General features: G+C 71.9%; 13 protein-coding genes and 3 pseudogenes. 12 read left to right on the plus strand and 4 right to left on the minus strand.

Annotated features, from left to right (window positions below; all coding sequences use genetic code 11):
• Window positions 1–4: 4 nt before the first annotated feature.
• The 6 genes and pseudogenes from ruvB (at window position 5) to MRQ36_RS23770 (ending at window position 8,241) form a co-directional block, all read left to right on the plus strand.
• Window positions 5–1,069: a Holliday junction branch migration DNA helicase RuvB gene (ruvB, locus tag MRQ36_RS23745; RefSeq protein ID WP_242798840.1), complete on the plus strand. Its 1,065-nt coding sequence runs from the start codon at window positions 5–7 to the stop codon at window positions 1,067–1,069.
• A gap of 95 nt (window positions 1,070–1,164) precedes the next feature.
• Window positions 1,165–1,557 carry a preprotein translocase subunit YajC gene (gene yajC / locus MRQ36_RS23750; RefSeq protein ID WP_278187588.1) on the plus strand — a complete coding sequence of 131 codons (393 nt, stop codon included), beginning with the start codon at window positions 1,165–1,167 and terminating at the stop codon, window positions 1,555–1,557.
• 223 nt (window positions 1,558–1,780) lie between these two features.
• Window positions 1,781–3,698, plus strand: a pseudogene (gene secD / locus MRQ36_RS23755) (protein translocase subunit SecD).
• Window position 3,699: 1 nt separating this feature from the next.
• Window positions 3,700–4,888: pseudogene (gene secF / locus MRQ36_RS23760) on the plus strand (protein translocase subunit SecF).
• Window positions 4,889–4,991: 103 nt separating this feature from the next.
• Window positions 4,992–5,558, plus strand: coding sequence for an adenine phosphoribosyltransferase (locus tag MRQ36_RS23765; RefSeq protein ID WP_242798845.1), 567 nt, complete (start codon window positions 4,992–4,994; stop codon window positions 5,556–5,558).
• 193 nt (window positions 5,559–5,751) lie between these two features.
• The gene (locus MRQ36_RS23770; protein WP_374250653.1) at window positions 5,752–8,241 is read left to right on the plus strand and encodes a bifunctional (p)ppGpp synthetase/guanosine-3',5'-bis(diphosphate) 3'-pyrophosphohydrolase; all 2,490 of its coding nucleotides are present in this window, start codon (window positions 5,752–5,754) and stop codon (window positions 8,239–8,241) included.
• 62 nt (window positions 8,242–8,303) lie between these two features.
• Here the strand turns inward: MRQ36_RS23770 and MRQ36_RS23775 are convergent, their stop codons facing one another.
• Together MRQ36_RS23775 and MRQ36_RS23780 are read right to left on the minus strand one after the other, a co-directional pair.
• On the minus strand, window positions 8,304–9,137 hold the full coding sequence (locus MRQ36_RS23775) for a peptidylprolyl isomerase (RefSeq protein ID WP_242798847.1): 834 nt from the start codon (window positions 9,135–9,137) through the stop codon (window positions 8,304–8,306).
• Between the two features lie 57 nt (window positions 9,138–9,194).
• Window positions 9,195–10,058 (minus strand): peptidylprolyl isomerase, encoded by an 864-nt coding sequence (locus tag MRQ36_RS23780; RefSeq protein WP_242798849.1) that lies wholly within the window; start codon window positions 10,056–10,058, stop codon window positions 9,195–9,197.
• Window positions 10,059–10,312: 254 nt separating this feature from the next.
• Here MRQ36_RS23780 and MRQ36_RS23785 point away from each other — a divergent pair, with 254 nt between their 5' ends.
• From MRQ36_RS23785 to MRQ36_RS23795, 3 genes are all read left to right on the plus strand, one after another.
• Complete coding sequence (locus tag MRQ36_RS23785) at window positions 10,313–11,029, plus strand: MBL fold metallo-hydrolase (RefSeq protein WP_242798851.1); 717 nt, start codon at window positions 10,313–10,315, stop codon at window positions 11,027–11,029.
• Window positions 11,030–11,082: 53 nt separating this feature from the next.
• On the plus strand, window positions 11,083–12,405 hold the full coding sequence (gene hisS, locus MRQ36_RS23790) for a histidine--tRNA ligase (RefSeq protein ID WP_242798853.1): 1,323 nt from the start codon (window positions 11,083–11,085) through the stop codon (window positions 12,403–12,405).
• Window positions 12,406–12,474: 69 nt separating this feature from the next.
• Window positions 12,475–13,413: an acyl-ACP desaturase gene (locus tag MRQ36_RS23795; RefSeq protein ID WP_242798855.1), complete on the plus strand. Its 939-nt coding sequence runs from the start codon at window positions 12,475–12,477 to the stop codon at window positions 13,411–13,413.
• A gap of 244 nt (window positions 13,414–13,657) precedes the next feature.
• Here the strand turns inward: MRQ36_RS23795 and MRQ36_RS23800 are convergent, their stop codons facing one another.
• On the minus strand, window positions 13,658–14,167 hold the full coding sequence (locus tag MRQ36_RS23800) for a PaaI family thioesterase (RefSeq protein ID WP_242798857.1): 510 nt from the start codon (window positions 14,165–14,167) through the stop codon (window positions 13,658–13,660).
• Between the two features lie 55 nt (window positions 14,168–14,222).
• Between MRQ36_RS23800 and MRQ36_RS23805 the strand changes: the two are divergent.
• A pseudogene (locus MRQ36_RS23805) lies at window positions 14,223–14,695 on the plus strand (winged helix-turn-helix transcriptional regulator).
• Between the two features lie 54 nt (window positions 14,696–14,749).
• On the opposite strand, the gene MRQ36_RS23810 reads toward MRQ36_RS23805, so the two are convergent.
• Complete coding sequence (locus MRQ36_RS23810; RefSeq protein WP_242798859.1) at window positions 14,750–15,580, minus strand: SGNH/GDSL hydrolase family protein; 831 nt, start codon at window positions 15,578–15,580, stop codon at window positions 14,750–14,752.
• 247 nt (window positions 15,581–15,827) lie between these two features.
• On the opposite strand from MRQ36_RS23810, the gene MRQ36_RS23815 reads away from it, so the two are divergent.
• Both MRQ36_RS23815 and MRQ36_RS23820 read left to right on the plus strand, forming a co-directional pair.
• The gene (locus MRQ36_RS23815; protein ID WP_242798862.1) at window positions 15,828–16,877 is read left to right on the plus strand and encodes a S1 family peptidase; all 1,050 of its coding nucleotides are present in this window, start codon (window positions 15,828–15,830) and stop codon (window positions 16,875–16,877) included.
• 124 nt (window positions 16,878–17,001) lie between these two features.
• A complete protein-coding gene (locus MRQ36_RS23820) occupies window positions 17,002–18,606 on the plus strand; it encodes an MFS transporter (RefSeq protein WP_242798864.1) in 1,605 nt (534 codons plus the stop codon).
• Window positions 18,607–18,650: the final 44 nt, after the last annotated feature.

Here is an 18,650-nt window from a genome sequence, read left to right on the forward strand (position 1 = left end):
GCGCATGACGGGGGAGAACCTGGTCTCGGCGTACGTCAACGACGCGGAACTGGACGCGGAGGCCAGCGTCCGGCCGAAGCGGCTCGAGGAGTTCATCGCCCAGCACCGGGTCCGCGACCAGCTCGACCTGCTGCTCAAGGGCGCGATGCGGCGCGGCTCCCCGCCCGACCACATTCTCCTCTCCGGGCCACCTGGCTTAGGTAAGACCACCCTGGCCAACATCGTGGCCGCCGAGCTGGGTTCCGGGATCCGGGTGACCAGCGGTCCGGCGATCGAGCGTTCCGGTGACCTGGCGGCCATCCTGACCAGCCTCGCCGAGGGTGACGTGCTGTTCATCGACGAGATCCACCGGATCGCCAAGCCGGCGGAGGAGTTGCTCTACAGCGCGATGGAGGACTTCCGGGTCGACGTGATCGTCGGCAAGGGGCCGGGCGCCACCGCGATCCCGCTGGACGTCGAGCCGTTCACGCTGGTCGGCGCGACCACCCGGTCCGGGCTGCTGACCGGGCCGATGCGCGACCGCTTCGGCTTCGTCGCCCATCTCGACTTCTATTCCCCGGCCGACCTGGAGGCGTTGCTGCGCCGCTCGGCCCGGATCCTCGGGGTGCCGATCACCGACGAGGGGGCGGTGGAAATCGCCGGTCGGTCGCGGGGGACGCCGCGGATCGCCAACCGGCTGCTGCGCCGGGTCCGCGACTACGCCGAGGTCCGGGCCGACGGGGTGGTCACCCTGGAGACCGCCCGCGCCGCCCTCACCGTGTACGACGTCGACGCCCTCGGTCTGGACCGGCTGGACCGGGCGGTGCTGACCGCCCTGGTCGACTCGTTCCGGGGTGGCCCGGTCGGGCTCTCCACCCTGGCGGTGGCGGTGGGGGAGCAGCCGGACACGGTCGAGGAGGTCTGCGAGCCGTTCCTGGTCCGGGCGGGGCTGCTCGCGCGGACGCCGCGGGGCCGGGTGGCGACCGAGGCGGCCTGGCGCCATCTGGGGCGTACCCCACCGAATGGTACATTTGGCACCGGCACCCCTCCGGTGCCCGATCTGTTCTCCGCACCGCCCGATCAGCCGTGATCCGAACGTGATCTGGGTCGCATTCGGTCTTCTCAGGTGCAGGGATTAGACTTCGCCGCGGTCTGTACAGGATGTGAGAATTCGCCTCCGCTCCGATGCCCTCGGGTCAGGTGCGGCGGCCAACGGGAAGGTCGACAACCGTGCATAACCTTGCAGCGGGCGGCGGAGGAGCCGGCGGCCTGACGCCGATCCTGATGATCGCTCTGCTCTTCGGCGTCATGTACTTCATGATGATCCGCCCCCAGCAGAAGCGCCGCCGTGAGGCCGAGCAGATGCAGTCCACCCTCTCCCCGGGTGACGAGGTCGTCACCATCGGCGGCCTCTACGGCACCGTCACGGGCGTGGACGACGACACGGTCCTGCTCGAGGTCGCCCCGGGCGTGCAGACCCGGTACGCCCGTCCGGCCATCGCCCGGGTGGTCAACCAGGCCGAGCGCCCGGAGTCGACCGAGCCCGTCACCGAGGACGCCGAGGTCGTCAAGGACTGATTGCCGGCCCGGACGGGGCAGCGGATCGATCCGGATAAGTGGATAGTTTGGGTCGGCGCCGGACGCCGACACGTGCCACCTCCCTGCGACGCCGCCGCGTCGTGACCCGGAGGGCGTGTCGGTCGGGGCGTCGACCCACCAGAGCGGTCGGCCGGAGATCCCCGGCCCGACCTTCGCCGCCGCTGGCAGCAGCGGCGCGACCGTACAGGGAGACAGGACAGCCGTGGCACCACCTCAGGGACAGATGCGCCCCGGACGGCAGCTCGCCGTGCTCGGGTTCATCTTCGTCGTCCTCTATCTTTTGGTGTTCTTCTCGGGCGGCGCCAGCGGCAGCTGGAAGGACCGGCTGGAGCCGCGGCTCGGCCTGGACCTGATCGGCGGCACCCGGCTGACGCTCGAGGCCACCAACAGCGTGGACGGCAAGCCGCCGACGGCCGCCAACCTCGAGGAGGCGCGCCAGATCATCGAGAACCGGGTCAACGGCTACGGCGTGGCCGAGGCCGAGGTGGTCACCGAGGGCAACCGCAACATCGTCATCTCCCTGCCCGGTCAGAACCGGGCCCTGACCGACGTCGGCAGCGCCGCCGAGCTGCGCTTCCGCAAGGTGCTCAAGGCGACCGACGGCAGTGGCGGGGTCGCCGCCCCGCCGCCCGCCGCCACCCCGGCGCCGTCCGGCAGTGCCGCGCCGAAGCCGTCGGGCAGCGCGGTGCCGAAGCCGTCGACCAGCGCGTCGGCGAAGCCCGGTGCGAAGGTCACGGCGTCGCCGAGCGCCGGCGGTCAGGGCGGCATGGCCCCGACGCCGAGCGCCCGCCGCGGCGACCCCGTCCGCCTCCCCGAGCGCCGCGGCACCCTCGCCGAGCGCCAGCGCCGCCCCGGTGCCGCAGAGCATCGAGGAGCAGCGCAAGGCCGTCCAGCAGAAGGTCGGTCCCGCCGTCTGGGCCGCCGCGAGCGCCCTTCAGGCGCCCCCGGCCGACCCCGCGCAGGCCGCGCAGCTGAAGCCGTTCGGCACGCTCTCCCCCGAGGAGGTCGCGGTGCTGACGCCGGAGATGCAGTTCAACGTGCCGACCATCAGCTGCGCCCAGCTCGACAAGCGCCCGCCGGCGTCGATCAAGGACGAGAAGCAGAAGGCCGTCGCCTGCGAGAGCGGCGCGAAATACCTGCTCGACGTCGCGAAGGTCGCCGGCACCGACATCAAGAACGCCTCCGCCCAGCTCGACCAGACCAGCTCCTGGGTGGTCAGCCTGCAGTTCAAGAGCGACGGCCAGGAGAAGTGGACCGCGCTCACCCGCGAGGCGTTCACCAACGAGGGCCAGGCCTGTGACCAGACCGCCCTCGGGCAGGGCGGCAAGTGCCGGGTCGCGGTGGTCCTGGACAACGAGATCGTCTCGTCCCCGGAGATCCAGGGCGTGCTGACCGGCGACTCGCAGATCACCGGCAACTTCGACAACAAGAGCGCGAACGCGCTGGCCAGCCAGCTGCGCTACGGCGCCCTGCCGGTGACCTTCAAGCAGCAGGACAAGCAGGACGTGACGGCCACGCTGGGCGACAGCCAGCTGCGGGCCGGTCTGCTCGCCGCCGGCATCGGCATGCTGCTGGTCATCATCTACTCGTTCTTCTACTACCGGCTGCTCGGCTCGGTGATCTTCCTGAGCCTGGTGCTCTCCGGGCTCCTGGTCTTCGGTGCGCTGGTGGTGCTCGGCCGGCAGATCGGCTTCACCCTCACCCTCGCCGGCATCGCCGGCATGATCGTCTCACTCGGTGTGGCGGCGGACTCGTTCGTCATCTACTTCGAGCGGCTCAAGGACGAGATCCGAGAGGGCCGCAGCCCGCGCAGCGCGGTGCCGCGGGCCTGGGTCCGGGCCCGCCGGACGATCATCTCGGCGAACGCGATCACCCTGATGTCGGCCGTGGTGCTCTACATCGTCTCGGTCGGCACGGTGAAGGGCTTCGCCTTCGCCCTCGGCCTGGCGACGGTGCTCGACCTGGTGGTCGTCTTCCTGTTCCGGCACCCGATCATGACGATGTTCGCCAGTACCCGGGCGTTCCTGTCCCCCCGGGTGAGCGGTCTGGGCCGGGCGCTGCCGGCCCGGTCGACCGAGCAGGTCACCGCCCGCAACCCGCGCGTCGTCAAGGAGGCCTGAGATGGCTAAGAGTGGTCTGGCGTCCCGGCTCTACCGGGGCGAGGCCGATCTCAACATCGTCGGCCGGCGCAAGGTCTGGTTCGGCGTCGCGGCCCTGCTGGCGCTGATCGCGGTGCTCAGCTTCGCGGTGCGGGGCTTCCACCTCGGCATCGAGTTCGCCGGCGGCAACTCGCTCGTCGTGCCGGCCACCGTCGGCACCCTGGACGACACCGAGCGGCAGGTCAACGACATCCTGGCGACCAAGGGTGGCGGTGTCCAGGTGGCCACCGCGCAGAAGGTCGGCGGCACCAACGGCGACTCCTACGAGATGCGTACGCCGGAGCTGACGCCCACCCAGGCGGACGACGTGAAGGTCGCGATGGCCGACAAGTTCGGCATCCCGGTCGACCAGGTCGGTGGCAACCAGGTCAGCGCGTCCTTCGGTGGACAGGTCACCGAGCGCGCGCTGCTCGGTCTGCTGATCTTCCTCGCGGTGGTGGCGATCTATCTGATCCTGCGCTTCGAGTGGCGGATGGCCGCCGCCGCCATCACCTCGCTCTTCATGAACCTGGTCCTGACCGCCGGCATCTACTCGCTGGTCGGCTTCGAGGTCACCCCGTCGACGATCATCGGTTTCCTCACCATCCTGGGCTTCGCCCTCTATGACGTGGTGGTGGTCTTCGACAAGGTCCAGGAGAACACCCGGGGCATCACCGCGAACAACAACCAGACCTACGGCGAGGCGGCCAACCTGGCGCTGAACCAGAGCCTGATGCGGTCGCTGAACACCTCGGTGGTCGCCCTGCTCCCGGTGGGTGGTCTGCTCTTCATCGGTGCCGGCCTGCTCGGCGCGGGCACCCTGAAGGACCTCGGCCTGGTGCTCTTCGTCGGTATGGCGACGGCCTTCCTGACCTCGATCCTGCTCGCCACGCCGCTGCTGGTGCTGTTGAAGAACCAGGACCCGCGGATCAGCGCGCACAACAAGCGGGTGCTGGCCCGCCGGGGTGCGATCGCCCGCGGCGAGCTGACCCCGAAGGGGGCACCGCGGGCCACCGCGGTCGCCGACGAGCCCGTCGACCCGGAGGCGGCGGCGCTGGCCGGCGCGCGCGCCGAAGGTGGGTTCCCGGCCGGCCGGGAAGCGCCCGACCGCGGGCCGGGGCAGGCGCCCGAGCGGCGGCGGAAACCGGCCGGGCGGCGCGAAACGGCGCTGAGCAGGGCCGGGGCGACCCGGTCGTGAGCAACGTGACGGCGTCCTTCATGCTGTGCGAGCAGCATGAAGGACGCCGTCGTCGTACGAAGGGGAACGGAAGCGCCGTGACGGAGACCCACAGCACCGGGGTACGCGGGGACAGCGGCATCGAGATGGCCCGGTTGGTGGCCAGCCGGGTGCTGGACGTGCCGGACTTCCCGAAGCCCGGAGTCATGTTCAAGGACCTGATGCCGCTCTTCGCCGACGGCGAGGTGTTCCGCCAGGTGATCGACGGGATCGTCGCCCACCACGGGCGGGAGTCCTTCGACGCGGTGGTCGGCATCGAGGCCCGGGGCTTCGTGATCGCCGCCGCCATCGCGTACGCCACCGGCGTCGGTGTGGTGCCGGTGCGCAAGGCCGGCAAGCTGCCCCGCCCGGCCTACTCGGCCTCCTACGCCCTGGAGTACGGCGAGGCGACGCTGGAGGTGCACCAGGACGCGTTCACCGCCGGGCACCGGGTGCTGGTCGTCGACGACGTGCTGGCCACCGGAGGCACCGCCGAGGCGACGCTCGACCTGGTGGAACGGGCCGGCGGCACGGTGTCCGGCTTCACCGTGCTGCTGGAGCTGGGTTTCCTCGCCGGCCGCGAGCGGCTCGCCCCGCGCCCGGTCCATGCCCTGCTGACCGTTTGATGCCCGGGCCCGTCGGGCGGACCCCGCGAGGGCCGTCCGGCGGAGCGGCAGGGCACCCTGCGTACGGGTAGCATTGCCCTTTGCTGACCGGGCGACCTCTGCCCGGCGGCGCGGAACAGGCCGGCCCCCGGGCCGGTTGCAGAGAACGTCGACCAGACGGTCGACGCGTTCCCGGCGAGCGGTGAGGAGGCCGGTGTCCCACGATGTCGTCCCTCCGGTGGAGGGCACGGTGCACCCGACAGGCGACGCGGACGGCTCGGTGACCGAGCGGAGCGGCAACCCGCCGGCCCGGGTGACGGGCGCCGGCAACGGCGCCGCCCCCGAGACGACGGCGGACGGCGGCTCGTCGGCCGGTGAGACGGTCGTGGTGCCGTTCCCGACCGATCCGGCCGTGGACCCCTCGCCCAGCGGTGGCTTCGCGTTGTCCAACGCGCCCACCGGCCGGCGGGTGCGGGCCCGGTTGGCGCGGTTCAACGCCCCGTGGCAGACCTCGCAGGTCAGCGAGGTGCTGGAGCCGCTGATCGCCACGCACCGGGAGAACCACCCGAAGGCCGACGCCAAGCTGCTGCAGCGGGCGTTCGACACCGCCGCGCGCTGGCACTCCGGTCAGTACCGCAAGTCCGGTGACCCGTACATCACCCACCCGCTGGCGGTGGCCACCATCCTGGGCAACCTGGGCATGGACACCACCACCCTGGTCGCCGCGCTGCTGCACGACACCATCGAGGACACCGAATACACGCTCGACCAGATGCGGGCGGACTTCGGCCCGGAGGTGACCCTCCTGGTCGACGGCGTGACGAAGCTGGACAAGGTCAAGCTGGGTGACGCGGCCAAGGCGGAGACGATCCGCAAGATGGTCGTGGCGATGGCCAAGGACCCCCGGGTGCTGGTGATCAAGCTGGCGGACCGGCTGCACAACATGCGTACCCTCACCTTCCTGCCCCGCCCCAAGCAGGAGCAGAAGGCCAAGGAGACGCTGGAGATCCTGGCTCCCCTCGCCCACCGTCTGGGCATGAACACGATCAAGTGGGAGCTGGAGGACCTCGCCTTCGGGACCCTGTTCCCGAAGCGGTACGAGGAGATCAACCGGCTGATCGGGGAGCACCAGCCGCAGCGGGAGGCGCTGCTGCGGCAGGTGACCCAGAAGGTGTCCACCGACCTGAAGGCCGCCAAGATCAAGGCGGAGACCACCGGCCGGCCCAAGCACCTCTACTCGATCTACCAGAAGATGATCGTGCGGGGTCGCGACTTCAACGACATCTACGACCTGGTCGGGGTGCGGATCCTGGTCGACACGGTGCGGGACTGCTATGCGGCGCTGGGCGTCATCCACGCCAACTGGCAGCCGGTACCGGGCCGGTTCAAGGACTACATCGCGATGCCCAAGTTCAACATGTACCAGTCGTTGCACACGACGGTCATCGGGCCCACCGGCAAGCCGGTGGAGATGCAGATCCGCACGTACGCGATGCACCGCACCGCCGAGTTCGGCATCGCCGCCCACTGGAAGTACAAGGAGCACAAGGGCACCCAGATCGTCGGCCCGCCCGCGCACATCGACGAGATGACCTGGCTGCGGCAGCTGCTGGACTGGCAGCGGGAGGCGGCCGACCCGAGCGAGTTCCTCGACGCGCTGCGCTTCGACCTGTCCAGCCAGGAGGTGTACGTCTTCACCCCGAAGGGTGACGTCATCCCGCTGCCGACCGGGTCGACGCCGGTGGACTTCGCGTACGCGGTGCACACCGAGGTCGGGCACAAGTGCATCGGCGCGCGGGTCAACGGCAAGCTGGTGCCGCTGGAGTCGACGCTCTCCAACGGCGACGTGATCGAGATCTTCACCTCGAAGTCCGACACGGCCGGCCCCACCCAGGACTGGCTGGGCTTCGTCAAGAGCCCGCGCGCCCGCACCAAGATCCGCCAGTACTTCAACAAGGAGCGGCGCGAGGAGGCGATCGAGGCCGGCAAGGACGCGATCGTCAAGGCCATGCGCAAGCAGGGCATGCCGCTGCAGCGGATGCTCACCTCCGACAACCTGATGGCGATCGCCCGGGACCTGCACCTGGCCGACGTGGCCTCGCTCTATGCCGCGGTCGGCGACAGCCAGGTCTCCGCCCAGTCGGTGGTGCAGAAGCTGATGGCCACCTACGGGGGCGAGGAGGGCGCGGCGGAGGACATCGCCGAGACCGCCGTCGCCACCCGGCCGCCGCGCAGCCGGCAGAACAGCAGCGATCCCGGCGTGGTGGTCCGGGGCGTCAGCGACGTCTGGATCAAACTGGCCCGCTGCTGCACCCCCGTGCCACCGGACAGCGTCTTCGGCTTCGTCACCCGCTCCGGCGGGGTGAGCGTGCACCGGGACGACTGCGCCAACGCCGAGGACCTGCGGGCGCAGGCCGAGCGGGTGGTGGAGGTCAGCTGGAAGCTCACCTCCGCGTCGACGTTCCTGGTCGCCATCCAGGTCGAGGCGTTGGACCGGCACAAGCTGCTGGCGGACGTGACCCGGGTGCTGTCGGAGGAGCGGGTGAACATCCTCTCCGCCACCGTCACCACCACCCGGGACCGGGTGGCGGTGAGCCGGTTCAGCTTCGAGATGGCCGACCCGAAGCACCTCGGGCACCTGCTCGCGGCCGTGCGCAAGGTCGACGGGGTGTTCGACGCGTACCGGGTGACCTCGGGCGCCTGAGGCAGGGACAACGGAAGCGCCCGCCGGCTGGAGCCGGCGGGCGCTTCGTCGTACGGGGTGGATCAGCCCTGGATGTCGCTCATCGTCAGCTTGTTGATGACGACTTCCTTCTTCGGGTGACCATCGCCCTTCTGGTTCACGTTGTCGCTACCGACCGCAGCGACCTGCTTCACCAGGTCCAGTCCACCGGTGATCTTGCCGAGCACGGTGTAGTTCGGGTCGAGCTGCGAGTCGCCGTAGACGATGAAGAACTGGCTGCCGGTAGTGCCCGGATCCTGCGTCTTGGCCATCGCGATCACGCCCTCCGGATAGGCGGGGCGCTGGTCGGTGGGCAGGTTCTCCTCGGCCATCCGGTAGCTCGGGCCGCCGGTGCCGTCGGTCTGCCGCCAGCCCTTACCAGTGACACTCGGGTCGCCGCACTGCAGCACCTTGATGCCCTCGGTGACGAGCCGATGGCACTTGGTGTTGTCGAAGAAGCCCTTGCTGGCCAGGTGGGTGAAGCTGCCGGCGGTGCAGGGCACCTTGCTGCGGTCGATCTTCGCGGTGATCGGGCCCAGGTTGGTGTCGATCGTCATGGTCTGGGTGCCGGTGTTGCGCTGCTGGGTCTCCGGCAGCCCGACGTCCTTGATCTGCTTGCTGAGCGCCTCCTTCGGGAGTTCGGGGTAGGCGCACTGCGCCGCCCCGCCCGAAGCGGCGGTGTTCTGCTTCTTGTCGTCGTCGCCACCGAGGGCGGTGGCCAGCCAGACGGTGCCGGCGACCACGAGCAGCAGGACCGCGCCGGCCCCGACGATCGCCTGGGTCTGCCGGCGCTTGCGGGCCTTGGCCGCGCGTTCGGCCATCTCCCGCTCGAGGCGGGCCCGCGCCGCCGCGCGCTGCCGCTCTCTCGTGGACGTCACGTCGCTCCTCCTGGACTGTCTCGCCGCGCGGACGCTGCGGTGGTGTGGTGGGCCGGATCAGCCGGCGCTGGGGGTGGCCGACGGCGTCGTGGTGGAGGCGCCGGTGGCGGCCGGGGTGTCGGCCACCTCGCCGACGGTGAGGCTCTTGATCACCACGTCGGTCTTCGGCTTGACCTTGGCCCCACTCCCATTGTCCACGGTCGGCAGGGCACCGATCTTCGTCAGCACGTCCAGGCCGGCGGTGACCTTGCCGATCACCGGGTAGACCGGCTTGGCCGGGTTGTAGTCCTTGAAGAAGAGCAGGAACTGGCTGCCGTTGGCGCCCGGTGGGTTGGCGACCAGCGCCACCGTGCCCTTCGGGTACGCCGGCTTGCCGGACCCGCTCGGCACCGGCACGGGGACGTTCTCGTCGTAGAACGTGTAGGTGGGGCCGCCGATGCCGGTGCCGCTCGGGTCGCCGCAGTGCAGCGCCCCCTCGGCGGTGATCTCGTGGCACTTGGTGTTGTCGAAGAACGAGCGACCGGCCAGGTGGGCGAAACTCGCCCCGGCGCACGGGGCGGCGGTCAGGTTCAGCGCGGCGGTGATCGGGCCGCCCTGGTTGGTGGTGACGGTCATCGGGCGGGTGCCGGCGGTGGGCAGACCGGTGGTGGCCGGGGTGCCGACGTCCTTGAGGTTGGTGTTGCCGCCGCCGTCCTGTGGGGTCCACACGCAGACGTCCTGGGCCGCCTTCTTCTTCTCCGGGTCGGAGTCGAACGCGCCCAGCGCCCACGCCGAGCCGACCACGATCAGTGCCAGCACGAGGGCGGCGCCCACGCCGGCCTGGATCTGCCGGCGCCGCTTCGCGGCGGCGGCCCGCCGGGCGAGCTGCCGGTCGAGCTTGGCACGCGCCAGTTTGCGCGCCCGGTCCCTGCTGGAAGCCACCCGTGCTCCCCTTCCTCTACCCTGGTCGTCGGCGGCGCTCGGGCGTGGTCCGCCCGTCGGGCGGCAGGTGCGCCACGCCACACGCCCGCCAGAGTGTACGGGTAGCGGCTGGGAAAGTCGTGTACGAGGTGCGGCCTGGCTTTATCGGGCTGCGTCACTGTGCCGGTGGGGCGGGCGGGACGGCTGGGTCGGCGGAATCCGTTCGGCGGGGCGGCTAGGCTGACCGGGGACGACTCGACGGAAGGGGAGCGGACGTGCTCGTGGCCGGCTTTCCCGCGGACGCCTTCGGCACCAACTGTTACGTGGTGGCGACCGCGCCGGGGGAGCAGTGCGTGGTGGTCGATCCCGGCATCGGGGTGCTCGACCGGCTCGACGCCGTGCTGGCCGAACACCGCCTGCACCCGGCCGCGGTGCTGCTCACCCACGGCCACCTCGACCACACGTTCTCCGTCGCCCCGGTCTGCGGCGCGCGCGGCATCCCGGCGTACGTCCACCCGGACGACCGGGAGCTGCTGGCCGATCCGGCCAAGGCGCTCTCGATGGACCTCACCCAGCTCTTCGGCGGGCGGCTGCCCTACACCGAGCCGGACGACGTGGCCGAGCTGACCGACGGCGCCACCCTGGCCCTGGCCGGCCTGGAGATCACCGTCGACCACGCGCCGGGCCATACCGGCGGGTCGGTGCTGTTCCGACTGCCCGGCGCGGGCTCGCCCTGGGAGGCCGAGCAGGTCTGCCTCTCCGGGGACGTGCTCTTCGCCGGCTCGATCGGCCGCACCGACCTGCCGGGCGGCAGCATGCCCCGGATGCTGTCCAGCCTGCGGGAGAAGGTCCTCCCGCTGGCCGACGACACGGTCGTCCTGCCCGGCCACGGCCCCGCGACCACCATCGGCCGCGAGCGCGCGACCAACCCGTACCTCCGAGAGGTGGCGGGGACCGGCGGCGCGCGCCCGGCGCCCACCCGCGGCCTGTAGACCGCCGCGATCACGACGGCCCGCGCGGACCGCGCGGGATCAAGGAGTACGCCATGAGCAAGCCCACGCCCATCTCCGGCTTCCCGGAGTGGACGCCCGCCCAGCGGATGATCGAGCAGTTCGTCCTCGACCGGATCCGCGGCACCTTCGAGCTGTACGGGTTCGCCCCGCTGGAGACCCGCTCGGTCGAGCCCCTCGACCAGCTGCTGCGCAAGGGGGAGACCTCGAAGGAGGTCTACCTGCTGCGCCGGTTGCAGGCCGACGCCGACGGTCCGGCCGGCGACGACTCGCTGGGGCTGCACTTCGACCTGACCGTGCCGTTCGCCCGGTACGTGCTGGAGAACGCCGGCAAGCTGCAGTTCCCGTTCCGCCGCTATCAGATCCAGAAGGTGTGGCGGGGTGAGCGCCCGCAGGAGGGGCGCTACCGGGAGTTCCTCCAGGCCGACATCGACATCGTCGACCGGGACACGCTGCCGGCGCACTACGAGGCGGAGATGCCGCTGGTGATCGGCGACGCGCTGCGGTCGCTGCCGATCCCGCCGGTGCGGATCCAGGTGAACAACCGCAAGATCTGCGAGGGCTTCTACCGGGGCGTCGGGATCGACGACCCGGCGGCGGCGCTGCGCGCGGTGGACAAGCTCGACAAGATCGGCCCGGCGAAGGTGGCCGAGCTGCTCGGCGAGACGGCCGGGGCGACGGAGGCGCAGGCCAAGGCGGCCCTGGCGTTGGCCGAGATCTCCGCGCCGGACGCCTCCTTCGCCGACGCGGTACGCGCCCTCGGGGTGAGCGACCCGCTGCTCGACGAAGGGCTCGCCGAGTTGGTCGCGGTGATGGAGACGGCGGTCGCGCACTCGCCCGGGCTCTGCGTCGCCGACCTGCGGATCGCCCGCGGCCTGGACTACTACACCGGCACCGTCTACGAGACGCAGATGGTGGGTTACGAGCGGTTCGGCTCGATCTGCTCCGGCGGCCGGTACGACAACCTGGCCAGCTCCGGCACCGTCTCGTTCCCCGGGGTGGGCATCTCGATCGGGGTGACCCGCCTGCTCGGCCTGCTCTTCGGGGCCGAGGCGCTGACGGTGTCGCGGAGCGTGCCGACCTGCGTGCTGGTCGCCGTCACCAACGAGGACGAGCGTGCGGCGAGCAACCGGGTCGCGGAGGCGCTGCGCTCGCGCGGCGTACCCACCGAGGTGTCGCCGAGCGCGGCGAAGTTCGGCAAGCAGATCCGGTACGCCGAGCGGCGCGGCATCCCGTACGTCTGGTTCCCGGGCGCCGACGGCGACCAGGTGAAGGACATCCGATCCGGGGAGCAGGTCGCCGCGGCGGCGGGGGAGTGGATGCCGCCCCGGGCGGACCTGAAGCCGCTGGTCAGCTGAGCTATTACTCGCGCGTACGGCCGCGGGGCCCTACGGTGGCGTAAGTTACGCCACCGTAGGGAGGCCCCGTTGACCGCACTCAGCCAGACCGCGCTGCTGCGCGAACTCGAACCCGTCGTCGCCACCAACCTCGACCGGCACCTGACCATGACCAAGGAGTGGTTCCCGCACGAGTACGTCCCGTGGAGCGAGGGCCGCACCTTCGACGGCCCACTCGGCGGCGAGCCGTGGTCTCCGCAGGACAGCGGCATCTCCGACGTGGCCCGCACGGCGCTGATCGTCAACCTGCTCACCGAGGACAACCTGCCCTCGTACCACCACGAGATCGCGACGCTCTTCGGGCGCGACGGGGCGTGGGGGACCTGGGTGCACCGGTGGACCGCCGAGGAGGGGCGGCACGGCACGGCGATCCGCGACTACCTGACCGTGACCCGGGCCGTCGACCCGGTGGCCCTGGAGCGGGCCCGGATGGTCCACATGTCCGAGGGCTACCAGAACGCCCACGGGGACGAGGTGCTGCACTCGCTGGCGTACGTCTCCTTCCAGGAGCTGGCCACCCGGATCTCGCACCGCAACACCGGTCGGGCGACCGGCGACCCGGCGTGCGAGGCGCTGCTGGCCCGGGTGGCCGCCGACGAGAACCTGCACATGGTCTTCTACCGCAACCTGCTCGGCGCGGCGTTCGAGCTGGCCCCGAGCCAGGCGATGCGGGCGGTCGCCGACGTGCTCGCCGACTTCCAGATGCCCGGCGTCGGCATCGAGGGCTTCGCCCGCAAGTCCGTGGCGATCGCCCTGGCCGGCATCTACGACCTGCGTCAGCACCGCGACGAGGTGGTCGTGCCGGTGCTGCGCCAGTGGGACGTCTTCGATGTGACGGGCCTGGACGCCGACGGCGAGACCGCCCGCGACCAGATCGCCGCCCACCTGGACGACCTGGAGCGCGGCGCGTCCCGCTTCGAGGAGAAGCGCGCCGCCCGCGCCGCCCGCCTCGCCACCACCCGCGCCTGACCACGCCGACTCCGGCCTTCCGCGCCGACTCCGGCCCTCCGCGCCGGCTCCGGCCCTCCGCGCCCGCTCTGGGCTCCGCGCCCGACGCGGAATGGCCACTTTTTCCAGGAAAGAGTGGCCATTCCGCGTCCCGATGCCACTTTTTCCGGGAAATAGGCCCCTCGTGCGGGCGGCGCGGCGCGGTCGTGCGGGCGGGCGGGACGGTCGTGCGGGCGGGCGGGACGGTCGTGCGGGTGGAGGGGGGTCAGGCGGGGGTGTCGAGGGGGAAGAGGAGGCAGGTGGAGGTGGCGTGGGCGACGAGGCGGCCCCGGCCGTCGGTGAGGCGGGCCTCGGCCAGCGCGGTGCGGCGGCCCCGCTGCAGGACGGTGCCCTCGCAGCGCAGGAGGCCGCTGGCGACCGTCACCGGGCGGAGGAACTTCACGTTCAGGTCCAGCGAGGTGTAGCCGACGCCGGCCGGCAGGGTGGTGTGCACCGAGCAGGCGGCGGCGGTGTCGAGCAGCGTGGAGATGACGCCGCCGTGGACGGTGCCGAGCGGGTTGTAGTGGAACTCCTGGGGGACCAGTTCCACGGCGACCCGGCCCTCCTCGGCCTCCATCCGGGCCATGTCGATCAGGTGCATGATCGGCGGTGCGGCGAGTTCGCCGGCGATCATGGCGTGCAGCAGCTCCAGACCGCTGCGCCGGCCGACGTGGGCCGCGCCGGCCGCCGGGTCGGCCCAGGTGAAGGTGCGGCTACGGTCCTGCGTCTGTGTCATGGACTCAGCCTGCAACGCGTTGCTGGGTCTGTCAATCAGACCTAGCCTGGTCGGCATGAGACCCGCGGCACTGGACTGGTCGGTGGAGAACTGCACCATCGCCCGCGCGATGGAGATCCTCGGCGAGCGCTGGACCCTCGTGGTGCTCCGCGAGGTCTTCAACGGCATCCGCCGCTTCGACGACATGCGGGTCCGCACCGGCATCCCTCGGCAGGTGCTCACCAACCGGCTCGCCATGCTGGTCGAGCAGGGCGTGCTGCGCCGGGAGCCGTACCGGGAGCCGGGCAGCCGGGAGCGGCACGAGTACCGGCTCACCGACAAGGGCCTCGACCTGTGGCCGGTGCTGGTGGCCGTCCTCGGCTGGGGGGACCGCTACCTCGCCGATCCGGAGGGCTCGCCGCTGCGCGTGACGCACCGGGACTGCGGCGCCGAGGTCCGCGCCGAGTTGCGCTGCGCCGAGGGGCACGAGGTGGCCGACCCGCGCGAGGTGCTGCCCCGGCCGGCCCGGGAGCGCGCCGCCGGAGCTGACCCGGCGCGGTCGCCGCGCGGGCGGTCCGGCCGCCCGCGCGCCGCCCGGAGGGGCTACCAGCCGAAACCGCCGGCGTACGAGATGCTGGCCAGCACCGCCTGGCCGCTGGTGTTCGGGTGGAAGTAGTCCCAGGTGGAGACCTGGCCGAGCACGAACGGGTAGTTGAACACCGCGTTGTCGTCGAAGTCGCAGTTCGCGCCGTACGCGGCGCAGGCCTGGGCGAGCTGGGTGTTGAAGTCGATCACCCGCTGCCGGACCCGGGCCCGCCGGTCGACGTCGGCCTGCGCGGTGGAGGTCGGGTTGGCCAGCATCGACTGGCAGATGCCGAAGGCCGACCAGGTGCTGCGGGCGCTGCCGCTGTCCTTGCCGATGTACCAGAGGCGGTAGATGTCCGGCACGCTGATCACCTGGACCCGGGCGGCCGGCAGGCCCGCCTTGATCCGGTTGAGCGCGCTGTCGATGTTCGCCCGGTACGTCGACACCGGCGTCATCGTCGACTCGGAGCCGGTGCAGGCGTCGTTCGCGCCGATCAGCAGGGTGACGTACTCGACGCCCTGGCTGACCGCGGTGCCGGCCTGGCCGTACATGTCGGCGGACTTCGCGCCGCTGCGGGCGTCGTTGTGGTTGCGCCCCTGGATCGCGGCGTTGACCGCGCGGATGCGCAGGTACTGGCTGTTCACGCTCGCGTAGTCGCCGGTGCTGAACGACCGCGAGGTGCAGTCGACGTACCAGCCGCAGGCGTTGAAGCCCCGGGTGATCGAGTCGCCCAGGCTGGCCATCGAGTTGGGCGGTGGGGTGGCGGCTGCGGCGGCCGGGTCGGCGCCGAGCAGGACGAGGGCGGTGAGGCTGGCGAGGGTGGCCAGCAGGCGTCGGGGGATGGTCATCGTGGCCTCCGGTTCTCGGGTGCCGGGAATGCGACGGTGACCGGATCGTATAGATGACAGTCTGTGTCCACAATGTGGCGACGGTGTTACATGTGGCCGTTGGGTGAATTCGGACGTAGGCGACTCTTGTCAACGATCTTAAATATGTGAATACTTCACTCCAGCCCGACCGGTTCCCCCAGCTCGGCCGGGTTGGTCCAGGGCCCGCCACGTGCGGGGCCCCCATCCCCCATCCGGGAGGCTGTACATGCGACCCACGAGGTCATCGCTCCGTCGCGCCGTCACCGTCGCCGTCGCCGGAACCCTGGTTGCCGGCCGCGCTGCTCGGCGCGCCCGCCCAGGCCGCCCCTCCTCGCCCGCTTCGCCCGACGCCGCGGCCAGCCTGGCCCAGCGGCTCGGCGACCGCGCCGCCGGCACGTACGCCGACGCCAGCGGCACGATGGTCGTGGCCGTCACCGACGCCGCCGCCGCCCGCGCGGTCCGCGCCGCCGGCGCCACCCCGAAGCTGGTCACCCGGGGCGCCGCCGCCCTCAAGGCCGCCACCAGCGAACTCGAGCGGTCCGCCCGGATCCCCGGCACCGCGTGGTGGACCGACGCGGCCACCAACCAGGTCGTCGTCTCCGTCGACAGCACCGTCACCGGCGCCAAGCTGGACAAGGTGAAGGCCGCCGCCGCCCGCACCAACGGCGCGGTCCGGGTCGTCTCCGAGCCCGGCGTGCTGAGCAAGCGCCTCTCCGGTGGCCAGGCCATCTACACCGGTGGCTACCGCTGCTCGCTCGGCTTCAACGTCCGCAGCGGCACGACCTACTACTTCCTCACCGCCGGGCACTGCACCAACCTCGGCACGACCTGGTACTCCAACTCCAGCCAGACCACCGTGCTGGGCAGCCGGGCCGGCACCAGCTTCCCGGGCAACGACTACGGCATCGTGCGCTACACCAACGGCAGCACGCCGCCCGGCAACGTCTACCTCTACAACGGCAGCTACCAGGACATCACCAGCGCCGGCAACGCGTACGTCGGCCAGGCCGTCAAGCGCAGCGGCAGCACCACCGGCGTGCACAGCGGCTCCGTCCAGGCCACCGGCGCCACGGTGAACTACGCCGAGGGCTCCGTCTCCGGCCTGATCCGGACCAACGTCTGCGCCGAGGGTGGCGACAGCGGCGGCTCGCTCTTCGCCGGCACCACCGCCCTGGGCCTCACCTCCGGCGGCAGCGGCAACTGCTCCTCCGGCGGCACCACCTACTTCCAGCCGGTCACCGAGCCGCTGAGCGTCTACGGCGTCAGCGTCTACTGATCGACCTCTCGCGAGCGGGCCGCCGGGCGACCGGCGGCCCGCTCCGCGTCCGGGGTCGCTGCCCGACCCGCCGGGATCGTGGATCACCGGACTGAGCCGGCCCCGGCGGGGTACGTTCCGCCCGGTGAGCACCCCCGTGACACCGACCGCCGAGCATCCCGCGTCCGCCTGGGCCCCGCTGCGCGTCGCCGCGTTCCGCAGCCTCTGGCTCGCGGTGCTGGCCAGCAACATCGGCACCTGGATGCAGACCGTCGGCGCCCAGTGGCTGCTGGTGGACCAGCCCAACGCCCCGACCCTGGTCTCCCTGGTGCAGACCGCCAGCATGCTGCCCGTACTCCTGCTGGCGCTGCCGGCCGGGGCGCTCGCGGACACCCTGGACCGGCGCCGGCTGCTGATCGGGGTGCAGGGTTTCCTGGCCGCGGTCGGCGTGCTGCTCACCGCGCTCACCGCGGCCGACCGGATGCCGCCCGCCCTGCTGCTCACCCTCACCTTCGGCCTCGGGGTCGGGCAGGCGCTCACCCTGCCCGCCTGGCAGGCCGTGATCCCGGAGCTGGTACCCCGCGCCCAGCTCGTCTCCGCCGCCGCGCTCGGCTCGATCAGCGTCAACCTGGCCCGCTCCGTCGGCCCGGCGGTGGCCGGTCTGCTGGTGGCGCAGGCCGGCGTCGCGGTGGTCTTCGCCGTCAACGCCGCCTCGTTCGTGATCTTCGCGGTGGCCCTGCTGCGCTGGCGGCCCGAGCGGCCCGACACCGACCACCTGCCGGAACGGTTCACCGCCGCGCTCCGGGCCGGCGGCCGGTACGTCCGGCACTCCCCGGTGGTGCGCCGGATCCTGCTGCGCGCCGCGCTCTTCGTGGTGCCCGGCAGTGCGCTCTGGGCCCTGCTGCCGCTGGTCGCCAGCCGCCGCCTCGGTCTCGGCGCCGGCGGCTACGGCGTGCTGCTCGGCGCGCTCGGCGTCGGCGCGGTGGCCGGCGCCCTGGTGCTGCCCCGGATCCGCCGGGTGCTCACCAGCAACCACCTGCTGCTGCTCGCCGGCCTGCTCTATGCCGCCGTGCTGCTGGTGCTCGCCCTGGTGCCGGTGCCGCTGCTGGCGGTCGCCGCGCTGGTCCCGGCCGGGCTGGCCTGGATGACGGTGATGTCCAGCATCAACGCCGCCATGCAGCTCTTCCTCCCCGGCTGGGTGCGGGCCCGGGGCCTCTCCGTCTACCAGATGATCTTCGCCGGTGGACAGGCGCTCGGGGCGGTGGCCTGGGGCGCGCTCGGCGAGGTGACCAGCCTCGTCGTCGCGCTCGCCGTCGCCGGGGCGGTGATGGCGGTCGGCGCGCTGAGCGTGCTGCTCTGGCCGCTGCGGGAGACCGGCGGCGTCGACCGGAACCCGGCCGCCTACTGGCCGGAGCCGCACCTCGCCCTCGACGCCGAGCCGCGCGGCGGGCCGGTGCTGGTCACCGTCTCCTACACGGTCCCGCCGGAGCGGCAGCGGGCGTTCGTCGAGGCGATGCAGGCCGTGGGGCGGTCCCGCCGGCGTACCGGGGCGATGCGGTGGGGACTGTTCCGGGCCGGTGAGCGGCCGCACGGCTTCGTCGAGGTCTATCAGGTGCCGTCCTGGGAGGAGCATCTGCGCCAGCACGGCGGCCGGCTCACCGGCGCCGACCGGGCGGCCGAGGAACGCGCGCGGGCCCTCACCGAGGAGCCCGTCACCGTCCACCACCTGCTCCCCACCGACGAGGGGTAAGCACGGGCCCCCTGTTAACGCCTTCGGTAGAGCAGGGGCCCCCT

This window comes from Micromonospora sp. R77 (genome assembly GCF_022747945.1).
Lineage (GTDB): Bacteria > Actinomycetota > Actinomycetes > Mycobacteriales > Micromonosporaceae > Micromonospora.

Bases quoted from the DNA above. Each gene is read 5' to 3' on its own strand.
- MRQ36_RS23810 (WP_242798859.1), bottom strand. From the start codon at position 15,580: ATGACCATCCCCCGACGCCTGCTGGCCACCCTCGCCAGCCTCACCGCC.
- yajC (WP_278187588.1), top strand. From the start codon at position 1,165: ATGCCCTCGGGTCAGGTGCGGCGGCCAACGGGAAGGTCGACAACCGTG.
- hisS (WP_242798853.1), top strand. From the start codon at position 11,083: ATGAGCAAGCCCACGCCCATCTCCGGCTTCCCGGAGTGGACGCCCGCC.
- MRQ36_RS23815 (WP_242798862.1), top strand. From the start codon at position 15,828: ATGCGACCCACGAGGTCATCGCTCCGTCGCGCCGTCACCGTCGCCGTC.
- MRQ36_RS23800 (WP_242798857.1), bottom strand. From the start codon at position 14,167: ATGACACAGACGCAGGACCGTAGCCGCACCTTCACCTGGGCCGACCCG.
- ruvB (WP_242798840.1), top strand. From the start codon at position 5: ATGACGGGGGAGAACCTGGTCTCGGCGTACGTCAACGACGCGGAACTG.